The 21,963-nt window shown below is 63.6% G+C and carries 21 protein-coding genes and 1 pseudogene; 11 read left to right on the top strand and 11 right to left on the bottom strand.

Annotation, left to right across the window (positions count from 1 at the left end):
- Positions 1–26: 26 nt before the first annotated feature.
- Both ACZ0AI_RS18585 and pyrE read right to left on the bottom strand, forming a co-directional pair.
- Positions 27–620: a DUF4124 domain-containing protein gene (locus tag ACZ0AI_RS18585; protein ID WP_463563141.1), complete on the bottom strand. Its 594-nt coding sequence runs from the start codon at positions 618–620 to the stop codon at positions 27–29.
- Positions 621–648: 28 nt separating this feature from the next.
- Complete coding sequence (gene pyrE / locus ACZ0AI_RS18580; protein WP_463563140.1) at positions 649–1,290, bottom strand: orotate phosphoribosyltransferase; 642 nt, start codon at positions 1,288–1,290, stop codon at positions 649–651.
- 93 nt (positions 1,291–1,383) lie between these two features.
- Here pyrE and ACZ0AI_RS18575 point away from each other — a divergent pair, with 93 nt between their 5' ends.
- Together ACZ0AI_RS18575 and ACZ0AI_RS18570 are read left to right on the top strand one after the other, a co-directional pair.
- Positions 1,384–2,163 (top strand): exodeoxyribonuclease III, encoded by a 780-nt coding sequence (locus ACZ0AI_RS18575; protein ID WP_225836400.1) that lies wholly within the window; start codon positions 1,384–1,386, stop codon positions 2,161–2,163.
- Between the two features lie 153 nt (positions 2,164–2,316).
- Positions 2,317–3,201 carry an EamA family transporter gene (locus ACZ0AI_RS18570; protein ID WP_463563139.1) on the top strand — a complete coding sequence of 295 codons (885 nt, stop codon included), beginning with the start codon at positions 2,317–2,319 and terminating at the stop codon, positions 3,199–3,201.
- Between the two features lie 205 nt (positions 3,202–3,406).
- Here ACZ0AI_RS18570 and trmB read toward each other — a convergent pair whose 3' ends face one another.
- From trmB to ACZ0AI_RS18550, 4 genes are all read right to left on the bottom strand, one after another.
- Positions 3,407–4,078, bottom strand: coding sequence for a tRNA (guanosine(46)-N7)-methyltransferase TrmB (gene trmB / locus ACZ0AI_RS18565; RefSeq protein WP_463565972.1), 672 nt, complete (start codon positions 4,076–4,078; stop codon positions 3,407–3,409).
- A 253-nt stretch (positions 4,079–4,331) separates the two neighbouring features.
- A complete protein-coding gene (locus ACZ0AI_RS18560; protein WP_463563138.1) occupies positions 4,332–5,126 on the bottom strand; it encodes a thiazole synthase in 795 nt (264 codons plus the stop codon).
- 45 nt (positions 5,127–5,171) lie between these two features.
- Positions 5,172–5,372, bottom strand: a complete 201-nt coding sequence (gene thiS / locus ACZ0AI_RS18555) for a sulfur carrier protein ThiS (RefSeq protein ID WP_463563137.1) — start codon at positions 5,370–5,372, stop codon at positions 5,172–5,174.
- Positions 5,373–5,454: 82 nt separating this feature from the next.
- Positions 5,455–5,826 (bottom strand): DUF423 domain-containing protein, encoded by a 372-nt coding sequence (locus ACZ0AI_RS18550; RefSeq protein ID WP_463565971.1) that lies wholly within the window; start codon positions 5,824–5,826, stop codon positions 5,455–5,457.
- Between the two features lie 149 nt (positions 5,827–5,975).
- On the opposite strand from ACZ0AI_RS18550, the gene mtgA reads away from it, so the two are divergent.
- Positions 5,976–6,698, top strand: a complete 723-nt coding sequence (gene mtgA / locus ACZ0AI_RS18545; protein WP_463563136.1) for a monofunctional biosynthetic peptidoglycan transglycosylase — start codon at positions 5,976–5,978, stop codon at positions 6,696–6,698.
- Between the two features lie 204 nt (positions 6,699–6,902).
- On the opposite strand, the gene rpoH is transcribed toward mtgA, so the two are convergent.
- The 4 genes and pseudogenes from rpoH to ftsY all read right to left on the bottom strand — a co-directional run bounded on the left by rpoH (position 6,903) and on the right by ftsY (position 11,005).
- Positions 6,903–7,757, bottom strand: a complete 855-nt coding sequence (gene rpoH / locus ACZ0AI_RS18540) for an RNA polymerase sigma factor RpoH (protein ID WP_463563135.1) — start codon at positions 7,755–7,757, stop codon at positions 6,903–6,905.
- A gap of 132 nt (positions 7,758–7,889) precedes the next feature.
- On the bottom strand, positions 7,890–8,906 hold the full coding sequence (ftsX, locus tag ACZ0AI_RS18535; RefSeq protein WP_463563134.1) for a permease-like cell division protein FtsX: 1,017 nt from the start codon (positions 8,904–8,906) through the stop codon (positions 7,890–7,892).
- A complete protein-coding gene (gene ftsE, locus ACZ0AI_RS18530) occupies positions 8,903–9,574 on the bottom strand; it encodes a cell division ATP-binding protein FtsE (protein ID WP_225836414.1) in 672 nt (223 codons plus the stop codon). The genes ftsX and ftsE overlap by 4 nt, the downstream gene beginning before the upstream one ends.
- Positions 9,574–11,005: pseudogene (ftsY, locus tag ACZ0AI_RS18525) on the bottom strand (signal recognition particle-docking protein FtsY). The gene ftsE and the pseudogene ftsY overlap by 1 nt, the downstream one beginning before the upstream one ends.
- 267 nt (positions 11,006–11,272) lie before the next feature.
- Between ftsY and ACZ0AI_RS18520 the strand changes: the two are divergent.
- The 8 genes from ACZ0AI_RS18520 to ggt all read left to right on the top strand — a co-directional run bounded on the left by ACZ0AI_RS18520 (position 11,273) and on the right by ggt (position 20,077).
- Positions 11,273–12,628, top strand: a complete 1,356-nt coding sequence (locus ACZ0AI_RS18520) for a M16 family metallopeptidase (RefSeq protein WP_463563132.1) — start codon at positions 11,273–11,275, stop codon at positions 12,626–12,628.
- Positions 12,621–14,111 (top strand): M16 family metallopeptidase, encoded by a 1,491-nt coding sequence (locus ACZ0AI_RS18515; protein ID WP_463563131.1) that lies wholly within the window; start codon positions 12,621–12,623, stop codon positions 14,109–14,111. Before ACZ0AI_RS18520 ends, ACZ0AI_RS18515 begins: the two co-directional genes overlap by 8 nt.
- Entirely contained in the window at positions 14,111–14,713 is a 603-nt protein-coding gene (rsmD, locus tag ACZ0AI_RS18510; RefSeq protein ID WP_463563130.1) for a 16S rRNA (guanine(966)-N(2))-methyltransferase RsmD, read from the top strand. Before ACZ0AI_RS18515 ends, rsmD begins: the two co-directional genes overlap by 1 nt.
- Positions 14,714–14,826: 113 nt before the next feature.
- On the top strand, positions 14,827–15,828 hold the full coding sequence (locus tag ACZ0AI_RS18505) for a hydrolase (protein WP_463563129.1): 1,002 nt from the start codon (positions 14,827–14,829) through the stop codon (positions 15,826–15,828).
- 114 nt (positions 15,829–15,942) lie between these two features.
- On the top strand, positions 15,943–17,373 hold the full coding sequence (locus ACZ0AI_RS18500; protein ID WP_463563128.1) for a coniferyl aldehyde dehydrogenase: 1,431 nt from the start codon (positions 15,943–15,945) through the stop codon (positions 17,371–17,373).
- A 123-nt stretch (positions 17,374–17,496) separates the two neighbouring features.
- The gene (coaD, locus tag ACZ0AI_RS18495) at positions 17,497–17,979 is read left to right on the top strand and encodes a pantetheine-phosphate adenylyltransferase (protein WP_463563127.1); all 483 of its coding nucleotides are present in this window, start codon (positions 17,497–17,499) and stop codon (positions 17,977–17,979) included.
- Positions 17,980–18,131: 152 nt separating this feature from the next.
- Positions 18,132–18,383: a YfhL family 4Fe-4S dicluster ferredoxin gene (locus tag ACZ0AI_RS18490; RefSeq protein WP_463563126.1), complete on the top strand. Its 252-nt coding sequence runs from the start codon at positions 18,132–18,134 to the stop codon at positions 18,381–18,383.
- Entirely contained in the window at positions 18,380–20,077 is a 1,698-nt protein-coding gene (gene ggt, locus ACZ0AI_RS18485; RefSeq protein ID WP_463563125.1) for a gamma-glutamyltransferase, read from the top strand. Before ACZ0AI_RS18490 ends, ggt begins: the two co-directional genes overlap by 4 nt.
- Positions 20,078–20,089: 12 nt before the next feature.
- On the opposite strand, the gene ACZ0AI_RS18480 is transcribed toward ggt, so the two are convergent.
- A complete protein-coding gene (locus ACZ0AI_RS18480) occupies positions 20,090–21,907 on the bottom strand; it encodes a Na/Pi cotransporter family protein (RefSeq protein ID WP_463565970.1) in 1,818 nt (605 codons plus the stop codon).
- Positions 21,908–21,963 lie beyond the last annotated feature (56 nt).

Below are 21,963 nucleotides of genomic sequence, written 5' to 3'. Positions count from 1 at the left end.
CGGCTGCAGAACCGCCCCTTCAGCCCTTAACGGCCCTGCCCGATCAGCTCGCTGACCCGCGCGCGATCCGCCGCGAAGCTGCTTTCCGCTTGCTTGCGCGACGCCTGATGGCGCTCGATTTCCTTCTTCAAACGCACCTGCTCATCACGCTGACCGTTGATCTGGACAAGTAACTGCTCGGGTACCGGACGCCCTGCCCGCTCCTGATCCGCAGCCTGCTTCTGCAAGTTGGCCTGCTGCAGGCGAACCGACTGCAGGTTGCCATTGGCCACACCGATCAGCCCGTCCAGTTCGGCCAACTTGCGAGCGCGAGCACGGTCGACGTCTGCCGGGCTGCTATATAGACGCAGCAACTGCACATCCGACTTGGCACGCTCGCGATCAGCCAGCAGCTTCTTCATTTCATCGGGCGTCGGCGCCGGCGGTACGACGCGCACGACACGGCCGTTCTCGTTGAGCACGTCATAGCCCTTGCCGATGAACTCACTGGGCACGCCTTGACGGTCGATTACCGTGATGCCCTGGGCATTGGTGTAGCGATACATCTCGCTGGCACTCGCCCATAGCGGCAGCAGCAGACTAAGCCAGAGGGTGCGACGCATGGTGGGCGATTTCGACATGAAGCACGTTCTCTCGGCTTGCCAGGGGTCAGATACCGTATTCGGCCCGATAGGCTTCCACAGCGGGTAGGTATTGTTTCAGTTCAGCATCATCGGCCAGATATTCCAGCACCTGTTGCAGAGAAACGATGCTCACCACCGGAATAGAGAAGTCGCGTTCCACTTCCTGAATAGCCGACAGCTCCCCGCGACCACGCTCCTGGCGATCCAGGGCAATCAGCACACCAGCAGCCTGGGCGTTCTGTGCCTGGATGATCTGCATCACCTCGCGGATCGCGGTTCCGGCGGTGATCACGTCATCGATGATCAGCACGCGACCATTGAGCGGGGCGCCGACCAGAGTGCCGCCTTCGCCATGATCCTTGGCTTCCTTGCGGTTGAAGCACCAGGGCAGGTCGAGATCATGATGCTCGGCGAGCGCCACGCCGGTGCTGGCGGCCAGCGGAATACCCTTGTAGGCCGGGCCGAACAGCACATCGAACTGGATGCCGCTGTCGACGACCGCGGCCGCGTAGAAGCGCCCGAGGCGAGCCAACGCAAGGCCGCTGGCGAACAGCCCGGCATTGAAGAAGTAAGGGCTGACGCGTCCCGACTTGAGGGTGAACTGGCCGAAGCGAAGAACGCCTCGCTCGATGGCAAAACGAATGAAATCGCGCTGATACGTTTGCATGAATGACCCTGAGGCGGCACTGGATGTGGCTTGGAATTACTAAATGGCGTCTAGCTCAGGTATCATACACGCACGTGTTTTTGGGGGCCATTTATGCGGATCATCAGTGTGAACGTGAATGGTATTCATGCTGCAGTCGAGCGCGGTTTGCTCAGTTGGCTGCAAGCACAGAATGCCGACGTGATCTGCCTGCAGGATACCCGTGCCTCCGCCTTTGAGCTGGACGACCAAGCCCTCCAACTGGATGGCTATTTCCTCTATGCCTGCGATGCAGAAGTACCAAGCCAAGGTGGCGTGGCGCTCTACTCGCGGTTGCAACCCAAGGCGGTAATCAGCGGGCTCGGTTTTGAAACGGCCGATCGCTACGGGCGCTACCTGCAGGCAGATTTCGACAAAGTGAGTATTGCCACACTGCTGATGCCATCAGGCATGGGCGGTGACGAGAACCTGAATCAGAAATTCAAGTTCATGGACGATTTCTCCAAGTACCTGGACAAGCAGCGCCGCAAGCGCCGTGACTACATCTATTGCGGCTCGCTGTATGTCGCCCATCAGAAACTGGACGTGAAGAACTGGCGCGACTGCCAGCAATCCCCCGGCTTCATGGCGCCCGAGCGCGCCTGGATGGACGAGATCACCGGCACCATGGGTTATGTCGACGCCGTGCGCGAGGTCAACCGCGAGGCTGACCAGTTCAGTTGGTGGCCAGACAACGAACAGGCGGAGATGCTCAACCTGGGCTATCGCTTCGACTACCAGTTGCTCACACCAGGTATGCGCCGCAGTGTTCGCACCGCACGCCTGCCGCGTCAGCCGCGCTTCTCTCAGCATGCGCCGCTGATCGTCGACTACGACTGGACGCTCACCGTCTGATCGATGTCGCCGACACGAAAACGCCCCGACCTGTTCGGGGCGTTTTCATTTGTGCTGTGCTGTATGGGGAAAAACGCCGCCAACTGTGGCGTGTCAGCGCGAACCATCCGCGCTAGCCTGCGCGTCCGCATACCACCACACGAGGCCGCGCCCATGACACCCAAGGACATACTGCTGGCCGCTGTGGTGATCGTCGCCTGGGGCGTCAACTTCGTCATCATCAAGGTCGGCCTGGAAGGCGTACCGCCGATGCTGCTCGGCGCCCTGCGTTTCGCACTGGCGGCGTTCCCGGCGATTCTCTTCATCCGCCGCCCGGACATGCCGCTGCGCTGGCTGCTCGCTTACGGCCTGACCATATCCCTGGGGCAGTTCGCCTTTCTGTTCTCGGCCATGTACGCCGGTATGCCCGCCGGCCTGGCTTCGCTGGTGCTGCAGGCGCAGGCCTTCTTCACCCTGGGTTTCGCCGCGCTGTTCATCGGCGAAACGGTGCGCCGCAGCAGCCTGATTGGATTGGTCGTGGCGGCCGCAGGGCTGTTGCTGATCGGCAGCGAAAGCGGGCGCAGCTTCACCCTGGCCGGGTTCGTACTGACCCTGTGCGCGGCGGCGATGTGGGGGCTGGGCAATATCGTCACCAAGCGCATCGGCAAGGTGAACCTGGTCAGCCTGGTGGTATGGGGCAGCCTGATTCCACCGCTGCCGTTTTTCGCCCTGTCACTGATGCTTGAAGGGCCTGAACAGATTGAAACGGCGCTGCGCAACATTTCCCTCAACTCGCTGCTGGTCATCGCCTACCTCGCCTTTATCGCTACGCTGCTCGGCTATGGCCTGTGGAGCCGCCTGCTGTCACGCTACCCGGCCAGCCAGGTGGCACCCTTCTCGCTGCTGGTGCCGGTAGTGGGTCTTAGCTCGGCCTGGCTGCTACTGGGCGAAGGCCTGAGCAGCGTGCAGTGGATCGGCGCAGCCATCGTCATGCTGGGGCTGCTGATCAACGTGTTTGGTGCGCGCCTGTTGCAGCAATTGCGCGGTGCGTCAGCCTGACGGCGGGATAATAGCGACGCGAGCTGAATTCCAGATCCGCGCAGCAACCGCTATCGCCGAAGGACTAGACATCCCCCGGCTCCTACAAAGTGCGGCGCACGAAGATTGTTGCTGGCGATCCGAGTTCCGTAGGAGCCGGCTTGCCGGCGATCTTTGACGGATGCCAGTTATTGCTCCTGCAACCAGACTCACCTTACCCGCTCACTCAGTCGATACGTTCGAACTTCAGATCCCAGACGCCGTGCCCCAAGCGCTCGCCGCGGCGTTCGAACTTGGTCACCGGGCGTTCAGCCGGGCGCTCTACGCAGCGACCATCGGCTGCCTGGTTGCGATAGCCTGGGGCGACACTCATCACTTCCAGCATGTATTCGGCATAGGGTTCCCAGTCAGTGGCCATGTGCAGCACGCCGCCGACCTTGAGCTTCTGACGTACCAGTTCGGCGAATGCCGGCTGAACGATACGACGCTTGTTATGACGCGCCTTGTGCCAGGGGTCAGGGAAGAACAGCAGCACGCGATCGAGGCTGGCGTCGGCCACACACTGACGCAGCACTTCCAGCGCATCGCAGCTGTACACACGCAGGTTGCTGAGGTTCTGGGTCATCACTCCGTTGAGCAACGCGCCAACGCCTGGCCGGTGTACTTCGACGCCGATGAAGTCCTGCTCAGGCGCTGCGGCGGCCATCTCCAGGGTGGAGTGGCCCATGCCGAAGCCGATCTCGAAAGTGCGCGGCGCCTGACGCCCGAATACCGCATCGAAATCCTGCAGGCCATCGCTCAACTCCAGGCCGAACTTCGGCAGGCCCTGATCGAAGCCACGCTGCTGGCCTTCGGTCATGCGCCCGGCACGCATCACAAAGCTTTTGATGGCGCGCATGTGCCGTGGGATTTCTTCGGCTGGGGTTTGTTCGATATCGCTCATGGGGCACTCGGCAGCACATTCAAAAAAATAAGTAGTCACGACAACGCGCAAGCGTCCCGCTAAGTATGTAAACCGTGCTTCCGATCTAGCGAGCTAGAGCCATGCAAGGCAAAAGCAGGCGAGGAAGCGGAGTGTACTTTTGTACATGAGCATTCCGAGCCTGTTTTTAACGCCGCAGGGCCGACGCGCAGCAGATCGTTTGTATGCTTCAGCGGATCATGCCTTCCAGAGGCGACGAAGCGCTGGCATAGAGCTTCTTCGGCATGCGCCCGGCCAGGTAGGCCAGGCGGCCGGCCTCGATGGCGTATTTCATGGCCTGGGCCATCAGCACTGGCTGCTGGGCATGGGCAATGGCGCTGTTCATCAACACCGCCTCGCAGCCCAGCTCCATGGCGATGGTCGCGTCGGAAGCGGTGCCCACGCCGGCATCCACCAGCACCGGCACGGTCGCTTCTTCGAGGATGATGCGCAGGTTGTAAGGGTTGCAAATACCCAGCCCGGTGCCGATCAGACCGGCCAGCGGCATCACCGCGATGCAGCCCATTTCCGCCAGCTGTCGGGCGATGATCGGGTCGTCGCTGGTGTACACCATCACGTCGAACCCTTCCTTGACAAGCACTTCGGCGGCCTTGAGGGTTTCGATCACGTTGGGGAACAGGGTCTTCTGGTCGGCCAGCACTTCCAGCTTGACCAGCGTGTGGCCATCGAGCAGCTCACGGGCCAGGCGGCAGGTGCGCACGGCTTCGACGGCGTCGTAGCAACCGGCGGTGTTCGGCAGAATGGTGTAGCGATCCGGCGAAATCACGTCGAGCAGGTTAGGCTCACCCGGATTCTGGCCGATGTTGGTACGACGCACCGCCACGGTCACGATCTCCGCGCCCGAGGCCTCGATGGCTGCACCGGTCTCGTCGAGATCCTTGTATTTACCGGTACCGACCAGCAGGCGCGACTGATAGGTACGGCCGGCCAGGGTGAAGGGCTTGTCGCTGACAACGTGGCTCATGGGGATTCCTCTGCACGGAAGAGTTGGAAGGGCGTGGCGCAGGGCTCAACCGCCGCCGATGGCATGTACCACTTCGAGGCTATCGCCGTCGGCCAACGTAGTGCTGGCGTACTGGCTGCGCGGAACGATATCGAGGTTGCGCTCGACTGCAACGCGACGGCCCGCTAGCTGCAGGTGCTCGATCAGGTCGGCGACACTGGCGCCTTCGGCCAGCTCGAGGGCTTCACCGTTCAACTGGATATGCATGGCGACACGTCACAACAGGAGAAAGGGCCGGCATTCTAGCCCGATCACCGACGATGACCAAGGCACTGGCCGGCCATTCGTCTCAGGCCATGCGCCAGGCGAGCAACCCCAGGCACGCCCAACCGGCCAGAAAAGCCAGGCCGCCGAACGGAGTGACGATACCCAGATTGCTGACGCCACTGAGGGTGAGCAGATAGAGGCTGCCGGAAAACAGCACGATGCCCACGGCGAAGAAGCTACCCGCCAGGTTCACCAGGCGGCCCGGCACCAGCAAGGCGAGAACCGCCACACCGAGCAATGCCAGGGCATGGATCAGTTGGTAATGGGTACCGGTTTGAAACACGGCCAGGTATTCGGGGCTCAGCCTGCTCTTCAGGCCATGAGCCGCGAACGCCCCCAGAGCAACACCGGAAAAGCCAGCAAACGCCGACAACAGCAACCACAGGCGAACCATAGCGTCCTCACCGATCATCATGGGATGAGTCAGTTTACGCCCTCGACCGTCCCTTAGCGCGCTCGCAATTGCCGCAGCGGCGGCAGCGTTGCCCGCAAGAGCGCTGGGAACCGTATAATGATCGGCCAATCAAGCCTGGCTCCCTGCGCATGCTCCGATCCATTCGCCGCGTCCTGCTGAAGCTGCTGTTCTGGTTCATCGCCGGTTCCGTCCTGCTGGTGCTCGCCTTCCGCTGGGTTCCGCCGCCAGGCACGGCGCTGATGGTCGAGCGCAAGATCGAATCCTGGATCGACGGCCAGCCCATCGACCTGCAACGTAGCTGGCGCTCCTGGGAGCAATTGCCCGACGACCTGAAGATCGCCGTCATTGCCAGCGAAGACCAGAAGTTCGCCCAGCATTGGGGCTTCGATATCGCCGCCATCAAGGCCGCGGTATCGCACAACCAGGAAGGCGGCTCGGTGCGCGGCGCCAGCACCCTTAGCCAGCAGGTAGCGAAAAATCTATTCCTCTGGTCTGGCCGCAGTTGGCTGCGCAAGGGCTTCGAGGTGTGGTTCACCGGGCTGATCGAGCTGCTGTGGCCGAAGCAACGCATCCTCGAGGTTTACCTCAACAGCGCAGAATGGGCCGACGGCGTATTCGGCGCGGAAGCGGCGGCGCAGCATCACTTCAACACCGGCGCGTCCTACCTCTCGGCGCGCCAAGCAAGCCTGCTGGCAGCCGTGCTGCCCAACCCACGGCAACTCAATGCGGGCCGCCCCAGCGGCTATGTCAACCAGCGTGCTAGCTGGATTCGCCGACAGATGCGCCAGCTGGGCGGCAGCCACTACCTGAACCAGCTACAGGCACCACGGCCGGGTTGGTGGGAGAAGTAGGCTGGATCGGGATACATAACGGGCGTGATGCGTTCAATTGGTGGGCTGAAGCCCACCCTACGCCTACGTGTTGCCATGATCGACTGACTGTTGAGCTGAAGCGGATCGCGCCCGGCCGCCCTACTGGTGGCACACTCAGAGAATACTGCGCATACAAAAACGCCCCGAACAATGTCGGGGCGTTTTGGCTTCAGCGGGTCAGAATCAAGCGGCGATGGAGCCCTTGAGCTTGTTCATCGCGTTCTTCTCCAACTGACGGATACGCTCAGCCGAGACGTTGTACTTGGCTGCCAGCTCGTGCAGCGTGGCCTTTTCCTCGGCCAGCCAGCGCTGCTGGAGAATATCGCGGCTGCGCTCGTCTAGCCCCTGCAGGGCGTCGTACAGGTTGGCGCTGGAGGTATCGCTCCAGTCCTCGTCTTCCATCTGCCGCGCCGGGTCGTAACGGTGGTCTTCCAAGTACTGGGCCGGCGAATGGAAAGCACTGTCGTCGTCGGCATCAGCGGCTGGATCGAAGGCCATGTCATGGCCCGTCAGACGACTTTCCATCTCGCGGACTTCACGCGCCTCGACGCCCAGGCTTTCGGCTACGGCGTTGACTTCGTCGTTGTTCAACCAGGCCAGACGCTTCTTCTGGCTGCGCAGGTTGAAGAACAACTTGCGCTGAGCCTTGGTGGTCGCGACCTTGACGATGCGCCAGTTGCGCAGGATGAACTCGTGGATTTCGGCACGAATCCAGTGCACGGCGAAAGACACCAGGCGCACACCCATTTCCGGGTTGAAGCGCTTGACCGCCTTCATCAGGCCGACGTTGCCTTCCTGGATCAGGTCAGCCTGAGCCAGGCCATAGCCGGAATAACTGCGCGCGATGTGCACAACAAAACGCAGGTGGGCCAGCACCATCTGGCGGGCGGCCTCAAGATCCTGGCTGTAGAAGAGATTGCCGGCCAGTTCGCGCTCCTGCTCAGGCGTCAGCAGCGGAATGCTGTTGACTGCATGCACGTATGCTTCCAGGTTTGCGCCTGGAACCAGAGCATGAACAGGTTGCAAAGAAGTGGACATTTGAATCCTCCGATTCACATAGCGTACGCAGTGTAGCACTGCGCAATATGACCGGAAGCCCCCATCCTGGTTCCCCGATCAATAGTCAATATCAACCAAATCAATAACTTGGCGAGGCGTCAAACTAGCGCCTCAGCGGGGTGCGAGCTCCCTTAGGTGTCGCGCCACCGCCAGCCACGCACCGATATACCCCAACAGCACCGCTCCCAGCAATAGGGAGAAGCCGTCCCCTGATGGCACACCGGCCAGCGCGAAGTCACTGCCGTACAAACCGGACAGGCGCACCACGGCATCGTTCAACCAGTTCAAGCCGAAGGCCAGCACCAGCCAGGACAGCACACCGGCGCCCAGGCCGTACAGCGCGCCCATATAAAGGAAGGGACGACGAACGTAGCTGTCGGTACCGCCGACCAGCTTGATCACTTCGATCTCGGTGCGGCGGTTCTCGATATGCAGGCGAATGGTGTTACCGATCACCAGCAGCAGCGCCATGATCAGCAAAACCGTGAGGCCAAAAACGAAACGGTCGCCCAATTTTAGGATCGCGCTCAAACGCTCGACCCAGACCAAGTCCAGCTGTGCCTGCTGCACGTTGGGCAGCTCTGCCAAACGCAAACGCAACGCCTCAAGAGTGGCTTTGTCGACTTCCTTGGGCGTTACCAGCACAGCGCCGGGCAACGGATTGTTCGGCAACTCTTTGAGGGCTTCGCCCAACCCGGACTGCTGCTGGAACTCTTCCAGGGCCTTGTCGCGGCTGATCCATTCGGCTTCGGCGACGTCGTCCATGCCGGCAATTTCTTCGCGCAGGGCCTGGCCCTGACTATCGCTGGCGTCGATAGTGAGGAACACCGAAATCTGCGCGGCACGCTCCCAAGTACCGCCAAGACGCTCGACATTGCTGAGCAGCAGCGACAGCCCCATGGGCAGGCTGAGCGCCACAGCCATCACCAGGCAGGTGAAGAAGCTGCCGATCGGCTGTTTGCCGAGACGGCGCAAGCTATCGACCAGGCTGGCACGGTGGCTCTCCACCCAAGCGTGGGTCAGGGTACGGAAATCCGGTTCGTCGTTCGGCCCTTGGGGCTCGGCGTTCTTCGGCGCCGCGCCGACACGCTGGGCGGGCTGCGGTGGTGGTACGCGGGAAGCACTCATTCCGCGGCCTCCCCGTCGCCGATCAGGCGGCCACGCTGCAGGGTGAGCATGCGATGGCGCATGCGGGCGATCAGGGCCAGGTCGTGACTGGCGATCAGCACGCTGGTGCCAAGGCGGTTGATGTCTTCGAATACGCCCATGATTTCCGCCGCCAGACGTGGGTCGAGGTTACCGGTGGGTTCGTCGGCCAGCAGCAGGGCCGGACGATGGACGATGGCGCGGGCGATGCCAACGCGCTGTTGCTGACCAGTCGACAGGTCGCCTGGGTACAGCTCGGCCTTGTCGCTGAGGGAAACCCGCTCCAGCGCAGCGCCGACACGGCGACCGATATCACTCTTGGAAAGACCAAGGATCTGTAGCGGCAGGGCGATGTTGTCGAACACGCTGCGATCGAACAGCAGTTGGTGGTTCTGGAACACCACGCCGATCTGCCGACGCAGGAAGGGAATCTGCGCATTGGTGATCTGCGACAGATCCTGACCAGCGAGCAACAGCTTGCCGGAAGTCGGGCGCTCCATGGCCAGCAGTAAACGCAGCAGCGTGCTCTTGCCGGCACCAGAATGGCCGGTGACGAACAGAAACTCGCCGCGACGGACGCGGAAACTCAACTCATGCAACCCGACATGACCGTTGGGGTAACGCTTGCCGACCTGCTCGAATCGAATCATCACTGCTCCCGCTGCTGGAAAAGCGCCTGAACGAAGGGTTCGGCCTCGAAAGTGCGCAGATCATCGATGCCTTCGCCAACGCCGATATAGCGAATGGGCAGGCCGAACTGCTTGGCCAGGGCGAAAATCACCCCCCCCTTGGCCGTACCATCCAGCTTGGTCATGGACCAGACCGGTCAAGTTCACTGTCTGGTTGAATTGTTTAGCCTGGTTGATCGCGTTCTGTCCGGTACCGGCATCAAGCACCAGCAGCACTTCGTGGGGCGCAGTGTCATCCAGTTTGCCGATCACCCGGCGCACCTTCTTCAACTCTTCCATCAGGTTGTCTTTGGTGTGCAGGCGCCCGGCGGTATCGGCGATAAGCACATCCATACCGCGGGCCTTGGCAGCCTGCACGGCATCGAAGATCACCGAGGCGGAATCGGCGCCAGTGTGCTGGGCGATCACAGAAATCTTGTTGCGCTCGCCCCACACCTGCAACTGCTCCACTGCGGCGGCGCGGAAAGTGTCGCCAGCAGCGAGCATGACTTTCTTGCCCTCGCCCTGCAGCTTCTTGGCCAGTTTGCCAATGGTGGTGGTCTTGCCGGCGCCGTTCACGCCCACCACCAGGATCACGAAGGGCTGCTTGCCAGTATCAATGCGCAAGGACTGCTCAACCGGGCGCAGCAGCGCGGCGAGCTCCTCCTGCAGGGATTGGTAGAGTGCATCACTGTCGGTCAACTGCTTGCGCGCGACCTTCTGGGTCAGGCTCTGGATGATCGCCGTGGTGGCCTCGACGCCAACGTCGGCGGTGAGCAGACGGGTCTCGATCTCGTCGAGCAGATCATCGTCGATGACCTTCTTGCCAAGGAACAGACTGGCCATGCCCTCGCCCAGGCTGGCGCTGGTTTTCGACAGGCCCTGGCGCAGACGGGAAAACCAGCCACCCTGGTTGTCCGACGGTTTGTTCTGCTCGACGACCGGCGCGGGCACTTCGACAGGCGCTGCCAGCACGGCAGCCGGGGTCTCCGGCATGGCGTGATGAATGTCGCTACCAGTGGCCAGCTCGACAGGGTGCTCGAGCGCAGCGGCAGGCTGCTCGGCGACCGGCTCGTCCAGCGCCTCGGGGCCGTGACGGGTCGGTAGCGGGTCGATCACGATCGGTTCTGGCGCGGGCGCCGGCTCGGTAATAGCAACCGGCTCTGGCGCAGCGACTTCAACCACAGTCGGCTCGCTCAGCTGAGGCTGCTCAGGCACCTCGAGCGCGACCGGCTCGGGCGCTTCGAGCACATCAGGCTGCGCCTCGGTTTCAGCCTGAGGCTGTGCGGGAGCGGGCTCTACAGGCTTCTTGCGCAGCCAACCGAACAGGCCGCGCTTTTCAGTGGCTTTCTCTGCGCCCTGTTCGGCGCTGGCATCAGGGGCCGGGGTCTTGTCGTCTTTTGAACCAAACATGGAGGACGGCTATCTCAGAGGGGCGAACGCCATGGCCCTTGCACGGTGGGGCTGAGGGCAGTGCTTGGCGGCAGGCGCGCAGGGGATTCGCACACCATCGCTGCACAGACGTGGTCGCCAGTAAAACGGATGCGTATCCTAGCACCTCCGCACATGCCACGGCTAAGCCAAGCACCCCAACTGGCGCTACGCGGTACCTGCTGCACGACCGCGGCCCAGCCGTCGTCGCAATCGCCACGTTCGACGTGGTTCTACGAGGAGAGAGGTTTGTCCAATTCACTTGCCCGCCATCTCGCCGGCCTGCTGCTAGCCTGCGCCTTGCCCCTGGCAGCCCAGGCCGCGGCGCCACAACCGACCCATGAATTCACCCTCGACAACGGCCTCAAGGTCATCGTCCGCGAGGATCACCGCGCCCCGGTGGTGGTATCCCAGCTCTGGTACAAGGTGGGCTCGAGCTACGAGACCGCCGGCCAGACCGGACTATCCCACGCCCTGGAACACATGATGTTCAAGGGCAGCCGCAAGCTCGGCCCGGGTGAAGCCTCCCGCGTGCTGCGCGACCTGGGCGCTGAAGAGAATGCCTTCACCAGCGACGACTACACCGCCTACTACCAGGTGCTGGCCAGTGATCGCCTGGGCGTCGCCTTCGAACTGGAAGCGGATCGCCTGGCCAGCCTGCGCCTGCCGGCCGACGAGTTCTCCCGCGAGATCGAGGTGATCAAGGAAGAGCGCCGCCTGCGCACTGACGACAAACCGTCGGGCCTGGCCTTCGAACGCTTCAAGGCCATGGCTTACCCGGCCAGCGGCTACAGCATCCCGACCATTGGCTGGATGGCCGACCTCGATCGTATGACCGTGGACGAACTGCGCCACTGGTACCAGACCTGGTACGTGCCCAACAACGCTACCCTGGTGGTGGTCGGCGACGTGACCCCGGACGCGGTCAAAGCGCTCGCGCAGCGCTACTTCGGTGCGATCCCCAAGCGTGAGATACCGGCCGCCAAGATTCCCCTGGAACTGCCGGCGCCGGGCGAGCGACGCATCACCCTGCACCTCAAGACCCAGCTACCAAGCCTGATAATGGGCTTCAACGTACCCGGCCTGGCTACCACCAAGACGCCGCGTGAAGTGCATGCGCTGCGCTTGATCAGCGCCCTGCTCGACGGCGGCTACAGCGCGCGCCTGGCCACCCGCCTGGAGCGTGGCGAGGAATTGGTTTCCGGCGCCGGCGCCTGGTACAACGGCTACACCCGCGGCGACAGCCTGTTCATGGTCTCCGCCACACCCAACGTGCAAACCGGCAAGACCCTGGAGCAGACCGAAGCGGGTATCTGGCGCGAGCTGCAAGACCTGCAGAAGAATCCGCCGTCGGCCGAAGAGCTGGCCCGCGTGCGTGCTCAACTGATCGCCGAACTGGTCTACGACCGTGACTCGATCACCAGCCAGGCCACCGCTATCGGCCAACTGGAAACCGTTGGCCTGTCCTGGCAACTGATCGACCAGGAACTGGCCGAGCTGGAAGCCGTGACCCCGGCCGATATCCAGAATGCCGCCAAGACCTATTTCACCCGCGACCGCCTCAGCGTCGCCCACGTACTGCCCGAGGAGAAGCGCGATGAGTAAGCGTAACGGCCCGCGCTACGCCCTGCTGGGGCTGTTCCTGATTGCCCTGCTGGTGGCCCTGACCTTCACTGTGCAGCGCGCCCCCGACGCCGCACCGGCCACCGCCGACGCGCCAAAGAGCGATGACACCCAGCTGCAATCTCTGGCTGAGCTGGATGGCAAGGCGCCCGAGCGGCGCAAGCTCGACATCCAGAGCTGGCAGACCGCCGAAGGCGCCAAGGTGCTGTTCGTGGAAGCCCGCGAGCTGCCGATGTTCGACCTGCGCCTGACCTATGCCGCTGGCAGCAGCCAGGATGGTGACGTGCAGGGCCTGGCCATGCTGACCAACGCCATGCTCAACGAAGGCGTACCCGGCAAGGACGTCGGTTCCATCGCCGCGGGCTTCGAAAGCCTCGGCGCCGAGTTCGGCAATGGCGCCTACCGCGACATGGCCGTGACCAGTCTGCGCAGCCTCAGCGATGCAGAGCAGCGCCAGCCGGCTCTGCAGCTGTTCGAGCAGGTGATCGGTCAGCCGACCTTCCCCGCCGACTCCCTGGCGCGTATCAAGAATCAGGTGCTCGCCGGTTTTGAATTCCAGAAGCAGAACCCGGGCAAACTGGCCAGCCTTGAGCTGTTCGAGCGCCTCTACGGCAACCATCCGTACGGCCACCCCAGCGAAGGCAACCCAAGCTCGGTTCCCGGCATCAGCCGCGAACAGCTGCAAGCGTTCCATGCCAAGGCCTATGCCGCTGGCAACGCGGTGATCGCCGTAGTCGGCGATTTGTCCCGCGAGGAAGCCGAGGCCATGGCTGCGGAAGTCTCCGCGGCACTGCCCAAGGGCCCGGCGCTGGCAAAGACCGTCGCTCCCGAGGAGCCGAAAGCCGGCCTGAGCCACATCGACTTTCCGTCCAACCAGACCCACCTGCTGATCGCCCAGCTCGGTATCGACCGTCTTGATCCGGATTACGCCGCGCTGTACCTGGGCAATCAGGTGTTCGGCGGCGGTGGTTTCGGTACCCGACTGATGACCGAGGTGCGCGAGAAGCGCGGCCTGACCTACGGCGTCTACTCCGGCTTCAGTGCCATGCAGGCCCGTGGGCCGTTCATGATCAACCTGCAGACCCGTGCCGAGCTCAGCGATGGCACCCTGCAACTGGTCAAGGATCTGCTGGGTGACTTCATCGCCAACGGCCCGACCCAGGAAGAACTGGACGCCGCCAAGCGCGAGACGGCCGGCAGCTTCCCGCTGTCCACCGCAAGCAACGCCGCCATCGTCGGCCAGCTCGGTGCCATCGGTTTCTACGACCTGCCACTGACCTATCTGGAAGACTTCATGGCTCAGGTGCAGGCGCTCAGCGTCGAGCAGGTGAAAACCGCCATGGCCAAGCATCTCGACCCTGAGGCGCTGGTGATTGTCACGGCCGGGCCGAAGGTCGAGCAGAAAGAGCTGCCGCCACCCACTGACAAACCCGCCGAATTACCGACTGGCGTCCCGGAGCACTAATGGCCAGACGACCCACTCCCGCCAAGCCCCCCGCCGCCCATGGCGGCGACGGGCAACTGCGCATCATCGCCGGCCAGTGGCGCAGCCGGCAGTTCGGCTTTCCCATGGCCCATGGCTTGCGCCCGACGCCCAACCGCGTACGGGAAACCCTGTTCAACTGGCTGGCACCCTACGTCGAAGCGGCCAAGGTGCTCGACCTGTTCGCCGGCAGTGGGGCGCTGTTTCTAGAAGCGCTGTCGCGCGGTGCTGGCAGTGCCCTGGCGCTGGATCTCAACCCGGCGGCGGTGAACAGCCTGCGCGGTCACCTAGCGACCCTGCACTGTGACAACGGCCAGGTACTGCAAAGCGATGCCCTCGCCTACCTGCAGACACAGCCCGCAACGCCCTTCGATCTGGTGTTTCTCGACCCGCCGTTCAGCCAGGATCTACTCCTGCCGGCCTGCGAGCTGCTCGAACAGCGCGGCTGGCTGGTCGATAACGCCTGGGTCTACACCGAAAGCGAGCAGCCACCGTCGAGCCTGGGCATGCCCGGTAACTGGCGCCTGCACCGCGAACAGAAAGCCGGCCAGGTGCATTACGCGCTGTGGCAACGCAGCGGGTAACCAGTAGCCTGGATTAGCCGCAGGCGTAATCCGGGTTTCGCGGCATCTACCCTGCCCCGGATTACGCTTCGCTAGGCTACGCGCCCCGATCCAAGCTACGAACATGGTGCGGTATGAGCACGACCTTCAAACCCGCCTGGTGGTTACCTGGCCCTCATCTGCAAACCTTGTGGGGCTCGTTGGGTCGACGAGCCCCCACCCTGCAGCGCCAACGCGAGCGCCTGTGGCTGGAGGACGGTGACTTTCTCGACCTCGACTGGCACGGCCCTCACGACGCCCACGCACCTCTGGTGCTGGTGCTGCATGGCCTGACCGGCTCATCGAGCTCCCATTACGTACTCGGCCTCCAGCGACAGCTGGCAACCCAGGGCTGGGCCAGCGTGGCGCTCAACTGGCGTGGCTGCTCGGGCGAGCCCAACCTGCTGCCGCGCGGCTATCACTCCGGCGCCAGCGAAGATCTTGCCGAAACCGTGCGTCACCTGCGCGCCAAACGGCCCATGGCGCCGCTCTATGCGGTGGGCTATTCGCTGGGTGGCAACGTGCTGCTCAAGTACCTCGGCGAGAGCGGCGCCGAAAGCGGCCTGCAGGGCGCTGCGGCGGTGTCGGTACCGTTTCGCCTCGATCAGTGTGCAGACCGCCTCGGCGTGGGTTTCTCGCGGGTGTACCAGGCCCACTTCATGCGCGCCATGGTCGCTTACGTGAAAGACAAACAGCGCCTGTTCGCCCACCAAGGCCAGGCAGACCGTCTGTCGATCCTGGAAAAGCTCGGCCCGCTGGACGGCATGCGTACCTTCTGGGATTTCGACGGCCGCATCACCGCGCCGCTGCACGGCTTCGAAAACGCCGACGACTACTACCGTCGTTCCTCGAGCCGCTATTACCTGGGGCGCATCCAGACGCCGACACTGCTGATCCAGTCCAGCGACGACCCGTTCGTGTATCCCCACAGCCTGCCCGAGGCCGATGAGCTGGCGCCCTGCATCACCTTCGAACTGCATGCCAAGGGTGGTCACGTCGGCTTCGTCGACGGCACGGCGCGCCAGCCAGGCTATTACCTGGAAAGACGCATCCCCGCCTGGCTGCTGGCCAGCGCACGAGGCACACCGAAACCGTGATGCGAACCTGTCGACTCGAAACACCGTACTGATGAACCGAGACGATACGCGCCTGGCCACGCACGCACCTGCCACAATCGCCGCGTAGCGATTCAATTCTTCAAGGAGTCATGCATGGTCGCGGAAATAGGCATCCTGCAACACGCTGAGCGAGACATAGCCGTGCTGCAACAGCGCTTTCAGACCCAGCGCGAGGCCTTCATGGCCAACCCGATGCCCTCAGCAGACCAACGTATCGCCTGGCTCGACAATCTCAAGGCACGCTTGCTTAGCGATCAGGATGAGCTGATTCGCTGCATCAGCGAGGACTTCGGCAATCGCAGCGCCGATGAAACCCTGCTCGCCGAAATGCTGCCCACCGTGCACGGCATCCGCTATACACGCAAACGCCTGCGCCGCTGGATGAAGCCTTCGCGGCGGCGTGTCGGCCTGCCCTTCATGCCGGCCTCGGCACGGGTGATCTATCAGCCGCTGGGGGTGGTCGGCATCATCGTGCCGTGGAACTACCCGCTGTTTCTCGCCATCGCCCCGCTGGTCGGCGCCCTGGCCGCTGGCAATCGGGTGATGCTCAAGCTCAGCGAGGCCACGCCGCAGACCTCACAGCGCCTCAAGGAGATGCTGGCGGGCATCTTCCCGGAAGACCTGGTCAGCGTGGTGCTCGGCGAAGCCGAGATCGGCATGGCCTTCGCGAAGCTGCCCTTCGATCATCTGCTGTTCACCGGTGCCACCAGCATCGGCCGCCATGTGATGCGCGCCGCCGCCGAGAACCTGACTCCGGTGACCCTGGAACTGGGAGGTAAATCCCCCGCCATTGTCTCCGCTGACGTACCGCTGGAGCATGCCGCCGAACGCATCGCCTTCGGCAAGACCCTGAACGCCGGGCAGACCTGCGTAGCCCCCGACTACGTGCTGGTACCGCGCCAGCGGGTGGAGGGCTTCGTCGATGCCTATCGCCGTGCGGTGCAGCGCTTTTATCCACAGGTCGAGGGCAACCCCGACTACACCAGCATCATCAACACACGCCAGCAGCAGCGCCTGCTCGGTTATCTGGCCGACGCCCGTGACAAGGGCGCGATGGTAATTCCTCTGGCCGCCGAGTGCGCGGATCGGCGCATGCCCCATAGCCTGCTGCTGAATGTCGACGACAGCATGCTAGTGATGCAGGACGAAATCTTCGGCCCGCTGCTGCCAGTCGTGCCCTACGACCGGCTCGACGACGCGCTGGCGTACATCGCCGCGCGCCCACGGCCACTTGCCCTGTACTACTTCGGCTACGACCGCCGCGAGCAGCAACACGTGTTGCACCACAGCCACTCCGGTGGCGTATGCCTGAACGACACCCTGCTGCATGTCGCTCAGGACGATATGCCATTCGGCGGTATCGGCGCCTCGGGCATGGGCCACTATCACGGCCACGAAGGATTTCTCACCTTCAGCAAGGCCAAAGGCGTGCTCATCAAGCAGCGTTTCAACACCGCCAGGCTGATCTACCCGCCCTATGGCAAGGCGCTGCAGAAGCTAGTCTACAAGCTGTTCATCCGCTGAGCGGCAGCCAGGCAGCGCGATTAACGCCCACATCCGCAGCCCCTCGCCGGGCCTCGACTTGGCCCACGCTGGCTTGCTGCGCTACCATCCGACTCCCCAACGGCATTCCGCCAGGACGTCACGATGAATCGAGTGTTATACCCAGGCACCTTCGACCCCATTACCAAGGGGCACGGCGATCTGGTCGAGCGCGCGGCGCGCCTGTTCGATACCGTGGTCATTGCCGTGGCCGCCAGCCCGAAGAAGAACCCCCTGTTCCCCCTGGAGCAGCGTGTGGAGCTGGCTCGGGAAGTCACCAAACACCTGCCGAACGTGGAAGTCATCGGCTTCTCCACGCTGCTGGCCTCGTTTGCCAAGGAACAAGGTGCCAACGTGTTTCTGCGTGGCCTGCGCGCGGTCTCGGATTTCGAGTACGAATTCCAGCTGGCCAACATGAACCGCCAGTTGGCACCGGAGGTGGAAAGCCTGTTTCTCACCCCGTCGGAGAAGTACTCGTTCATCTCCTCCACCCTGGTGCGGGAAATTGCCAACCTGGGTGGCGACATCACCAAATTCGTCCACCCCGCCGTGGCCGAAGCCCTGACCGAACGCTTCAAGGCACAGTGATCCAGGGAGCAGCGCGCGGGTAATCCCACACGCTGCGCAGGGGCGTCACTCCGTACGGCGCCCAAGCGTGCGCTGACGGCGACAATCCGGCACAATCGCGCATTCCTGTTTGAATGTGTCGCGGCCAGTGGCCCGGCAGGAGCTTGCCTTTCATGTCCCTGATCATCACCGATGATTGCATCAACTGCGACGTCTGCGAACCTGAGTGCCCGAACGCGGCGATCTCCCAGGGTGAGGAGATCTACGTGATCGACCCCAACCTGTGCACCGAATGCGTGGGCCATTACGATGAGCCTCAGTGCCAGCAGGTCTGCCCCGTGGACTGCATTCCCCTCGACGAAAACAACGTCGAGAGCAAGGAGCAGTTGCTGGAGAAGTACCAGATCCTCACCGGCAAGGCATGAGGGTGCGCCGCTCTCCTTGCGGCCAGCACGCTATCTCGGCGCTGTTCAGCGCGCTGCTCCTGCTGTGCAGCCTTGGCCTGCAAGCCAGCGAACAGCCCGGGCGCAGCGCCATCGCCACAGCCCACCCCGCCGCCACCGTGGCCGGTCGGGAAACCTTGGCGCTGGGTGGTAACGCCTTCGACGCCGCCGTGGCCATCAGTGCAGCCCTTGCCGTGGTCGAGCCTTATGGCTCGGGGCTCGGCGGCGGTGGTTTCTTCCTGCTGCGCAACGCCGACGCCAGCTACGACTTTCTCGACGCCCGCGAACGCGCGCCTGGCGCTGCCCATGCCGACCTTTATCGACGCGATGGGCAGGTGCAGCCGGCGCTGTCCCGCGATGGCGCGCTCGCGGCAGCCATTCCGGGCCTACCTGCGGCGCTGGTCGAGCTGGCCGAGCGACACGGCCGCCTGCCGTTGCGCGACAGCCTGGCCCCAGCCATCCGCCTCGCTCGCGAAGGCTTTCCGGTCGACCGCGTGTACCGCGAACGTGCCGAGATGCGCCTGGCGGCCATGCGCGATGATGCAGAAACCGCGCGGCTGTTCCTGAGCGACGGCGCGGTGCCCGCAGAGGGCACGCTGCTGCGCCAGCCGGAGCTGGCCGAGACTCTGCTGGCGCTTGCGCGCGAAGGCCGCAATGGTTTCTATGCCGGGCCGGTGGGCGAGCGGCTGGTGGCCGGCGTGCGCGCTGCGGGCGGGATCTGGACGCTGCAAGACCTGGCCGACTACCGAACCGTACAGCGTCAGCCCATTCGCGTGCCGCTGGCCGAAAATCGCGAGCTGATCAGCGCACCGCCACCCTCGGCCGGCGGCCTGGCCCTGGCCCAGAGCCTGCTGATTCTGCAGCGCCTGCCGTGGCGCGAGGCAGAACCGGTACAGCGCAGCCATCTGGTGGTGGAAACCCTGCGCCGCGTCTACCGTGACCGCGGCCTGCTGGGCGACCCGGATTTCGTCGACAGCCCTACCGCCAGCCTGCTCAACCCGGACTACCTGCAACGCCTGAGCGACAGTATCGACCCGCAGCGGGCCACGCCGAGCAGCGAACTGCCGCCCGCCGGTACCTGGAAGGAAGGCGACCACACCACCCACTTCACCGTACTGGACGCCAGCGGCAACGCGGTAAGCGCCACCCTGTCGATCAACCTGCCATTCGGCGCCGCCTTCACCGTGCCCGGCACCGGTGTGCTGCTCAACGATGAAATGGACGACTTCGCCGCTGATCTGGCTGGCGCCAATGCCTACGGTCTGGCCGGCAGCCACGCCAATGCCATCGCCGCCGGCAAGCGGCCGCTGTCGAGCATGAGCCCAACCTTCGTGGAAAGTCCCAGCGAATTCACCAGCTTCGGCACACCAGGCGGCAGCCGTATTCCGAGCATGGTGCTGCTGTCGATCCTCGAGTACCTCGATGCCCAGCCCATCGAGCGCTGGCCGGCGGTACCGCGCTATCACCACCAGTACCTGCCGGACGTCATCGAACACGAACCGCAGACTTTCAGCGCCGCGCAGATCGCCGACCTGCAGGCGCGCGGCTACAGCCTGAAGGCGCTGGAGCGGACATACGGCAATCAGCAGGTACTGCGCTGGAACAAGACCACCGGGGCGGTGGAGGCGGCCAGCGATCCACGCGGGGTTGGCAGCAGCGACGTGCAACCACGCTGACCGGCGCCCCTGTCACTCGGTGACGATGGACGACGCCTCCTGACTGCCCAATTGCCGAAGCTCACGCAGCAAGGGCTGCTGCGCACCGATCATCAGAGCGTTGCGCAGGCTCTGGATGATCCGGCTGGCATAACCCAGATCGTTCATCAGCGAGCTGGTCTGCAGGCCATCGAGCAGGCCGCTGCGTACCTGGGCGAACAGACGCTGTCGAAAATCACCATCGAAACGCCCCGCCTTGGCGTCCAGCGCATCCAGGTGTGCGAGCCAGGGTTCTTCGTCCAGCGTTGAACGCGCCAGCTCACGCACCTCGTGCAGCGCCGTGAGCAGATGCCCGCGTAGCTCCACATAGGCATCCCGGGCTGCCGACGGCTCGGCCTCGAGGTAATGGCCGAGATTCTTCTGCAGGTGCTTGGCATCCTTCACCGCATCCACCAGTTGCAGCGCTGCTACCTGACAAGCAATCCAGAACTGTTGGTGCTGCTCGTCCAGCGGCTGCTCGAGACGCCCCATGAAACTCAGCAGATCGCCATACACGCCCTTGATATGGCGCTGGTACAGGGCCTCGGCATCGAAGTGGAAGCGTTCAGGCGGCGCCTGCAACAACGCCGGTTCGACGCGAGCCCTGGCCAACTGATCCACCGGCAGGTAGAGGGCGTGGCAGATTACCTCCAGACTCAGGCGCCCGAGGTGACCGAGCTCCTGCACCACTGCACCAGCCGCCGCATCGGCGGAGTCCAGGGCACGCTCGTTCAGGTAACGCGCCTTGGTGCGTTCCGGCTCCTGGGTGGGATCCAACTCGGTGATCAGTACCTTGGGCTCCTGGCGATCCGGCAGCCAGCGCGTCAACCGCTTCGCCAACTGGCGCTGCCAAGGCCAGAAAAGCAGCACGCCCATGGCGTTGAACAGGGTATGGAACATGGCCAGCTGGATCAGCGGGTTGTCGCCCAGGTCGACGAGCCCGGCGATGGCATGCACCAGCCAGGCCAGCGGGCCGAGCAGCACGAACGCCAGCACACCGGTCACTACGTTGAACAGCACGTGTGCCAGCGCCAGGCGCTGGCCGCTGCGGTTACCGCCAAGGGAGCCGACGAATGCGGTGGTAACGCTGCTGCCGATGTTCGAACCAATGGCGATGGCCAGGCTCTGGCTCAGTTCCAGCTGGCCCCCGGCTAGCGCGGCCAGGGTCAGCATCAGCGTGGCGTGGCTGGACTGCAGCACCACCGTCACCAGCAGGCCGATGGTCGCGAACAACAGGCTGCCAAGGATGCCCTGCACCTGATAGGCGGTCAGATCCAGGCCGTCGCCGAAACTGGCGAAACCGTCCTTGATCTGATCAATACCAAGAAAGATGAACGCGATACCGAGCACGATACGCCCGGCAGCCTTGCTGCGCGGCCCCAGAAAACTCGCCAGCACGCCGAAAACCAGCAGCGGCAGGGCCAGCGGCGACAGGCTGAGGTTCTGCCCAGCCATGGCCAGCAACCAGATGCCGCTGGTGGCACCGAGGTTGGCACCAAACAGGATGGCGATGCCACCGGCCAGTTGAATCAGCCCGGTGCTGATAAAGGCGATGGTCAGCAGCGACACCAGGGTGCTGGACTGCAGCAGGAAGGTGCCGCCCACACCGAACAGCAGGCTCCTCAAGGGTGTCGACGTACTGCGCCCGAGCAACTGTTCCAGCTTGCTGCCGGCAAGCTGTCGCAGCCCCTCCTCCAGGCACTGCATGCCGAACAGAAACAGTGCAAGCCCGGCACAGAGCTGCGTCCAGGGCGCGCTAAACCAGAACGACAGGCCTAGCCCCAGCGCCACCAGTGGCAAAATGAACAGCATCGATCTATTGCCCAATGGCATCTCCTTTTGCCTGCGTGCAAACGAAAACGGCCCCT

It is taken from the genome of Pseudomonas sp. AC355 (genome assembly GCF_979258205.1).
This window is presented reverse-complemented; position numbering and strand designations above follow the sequence as displayed.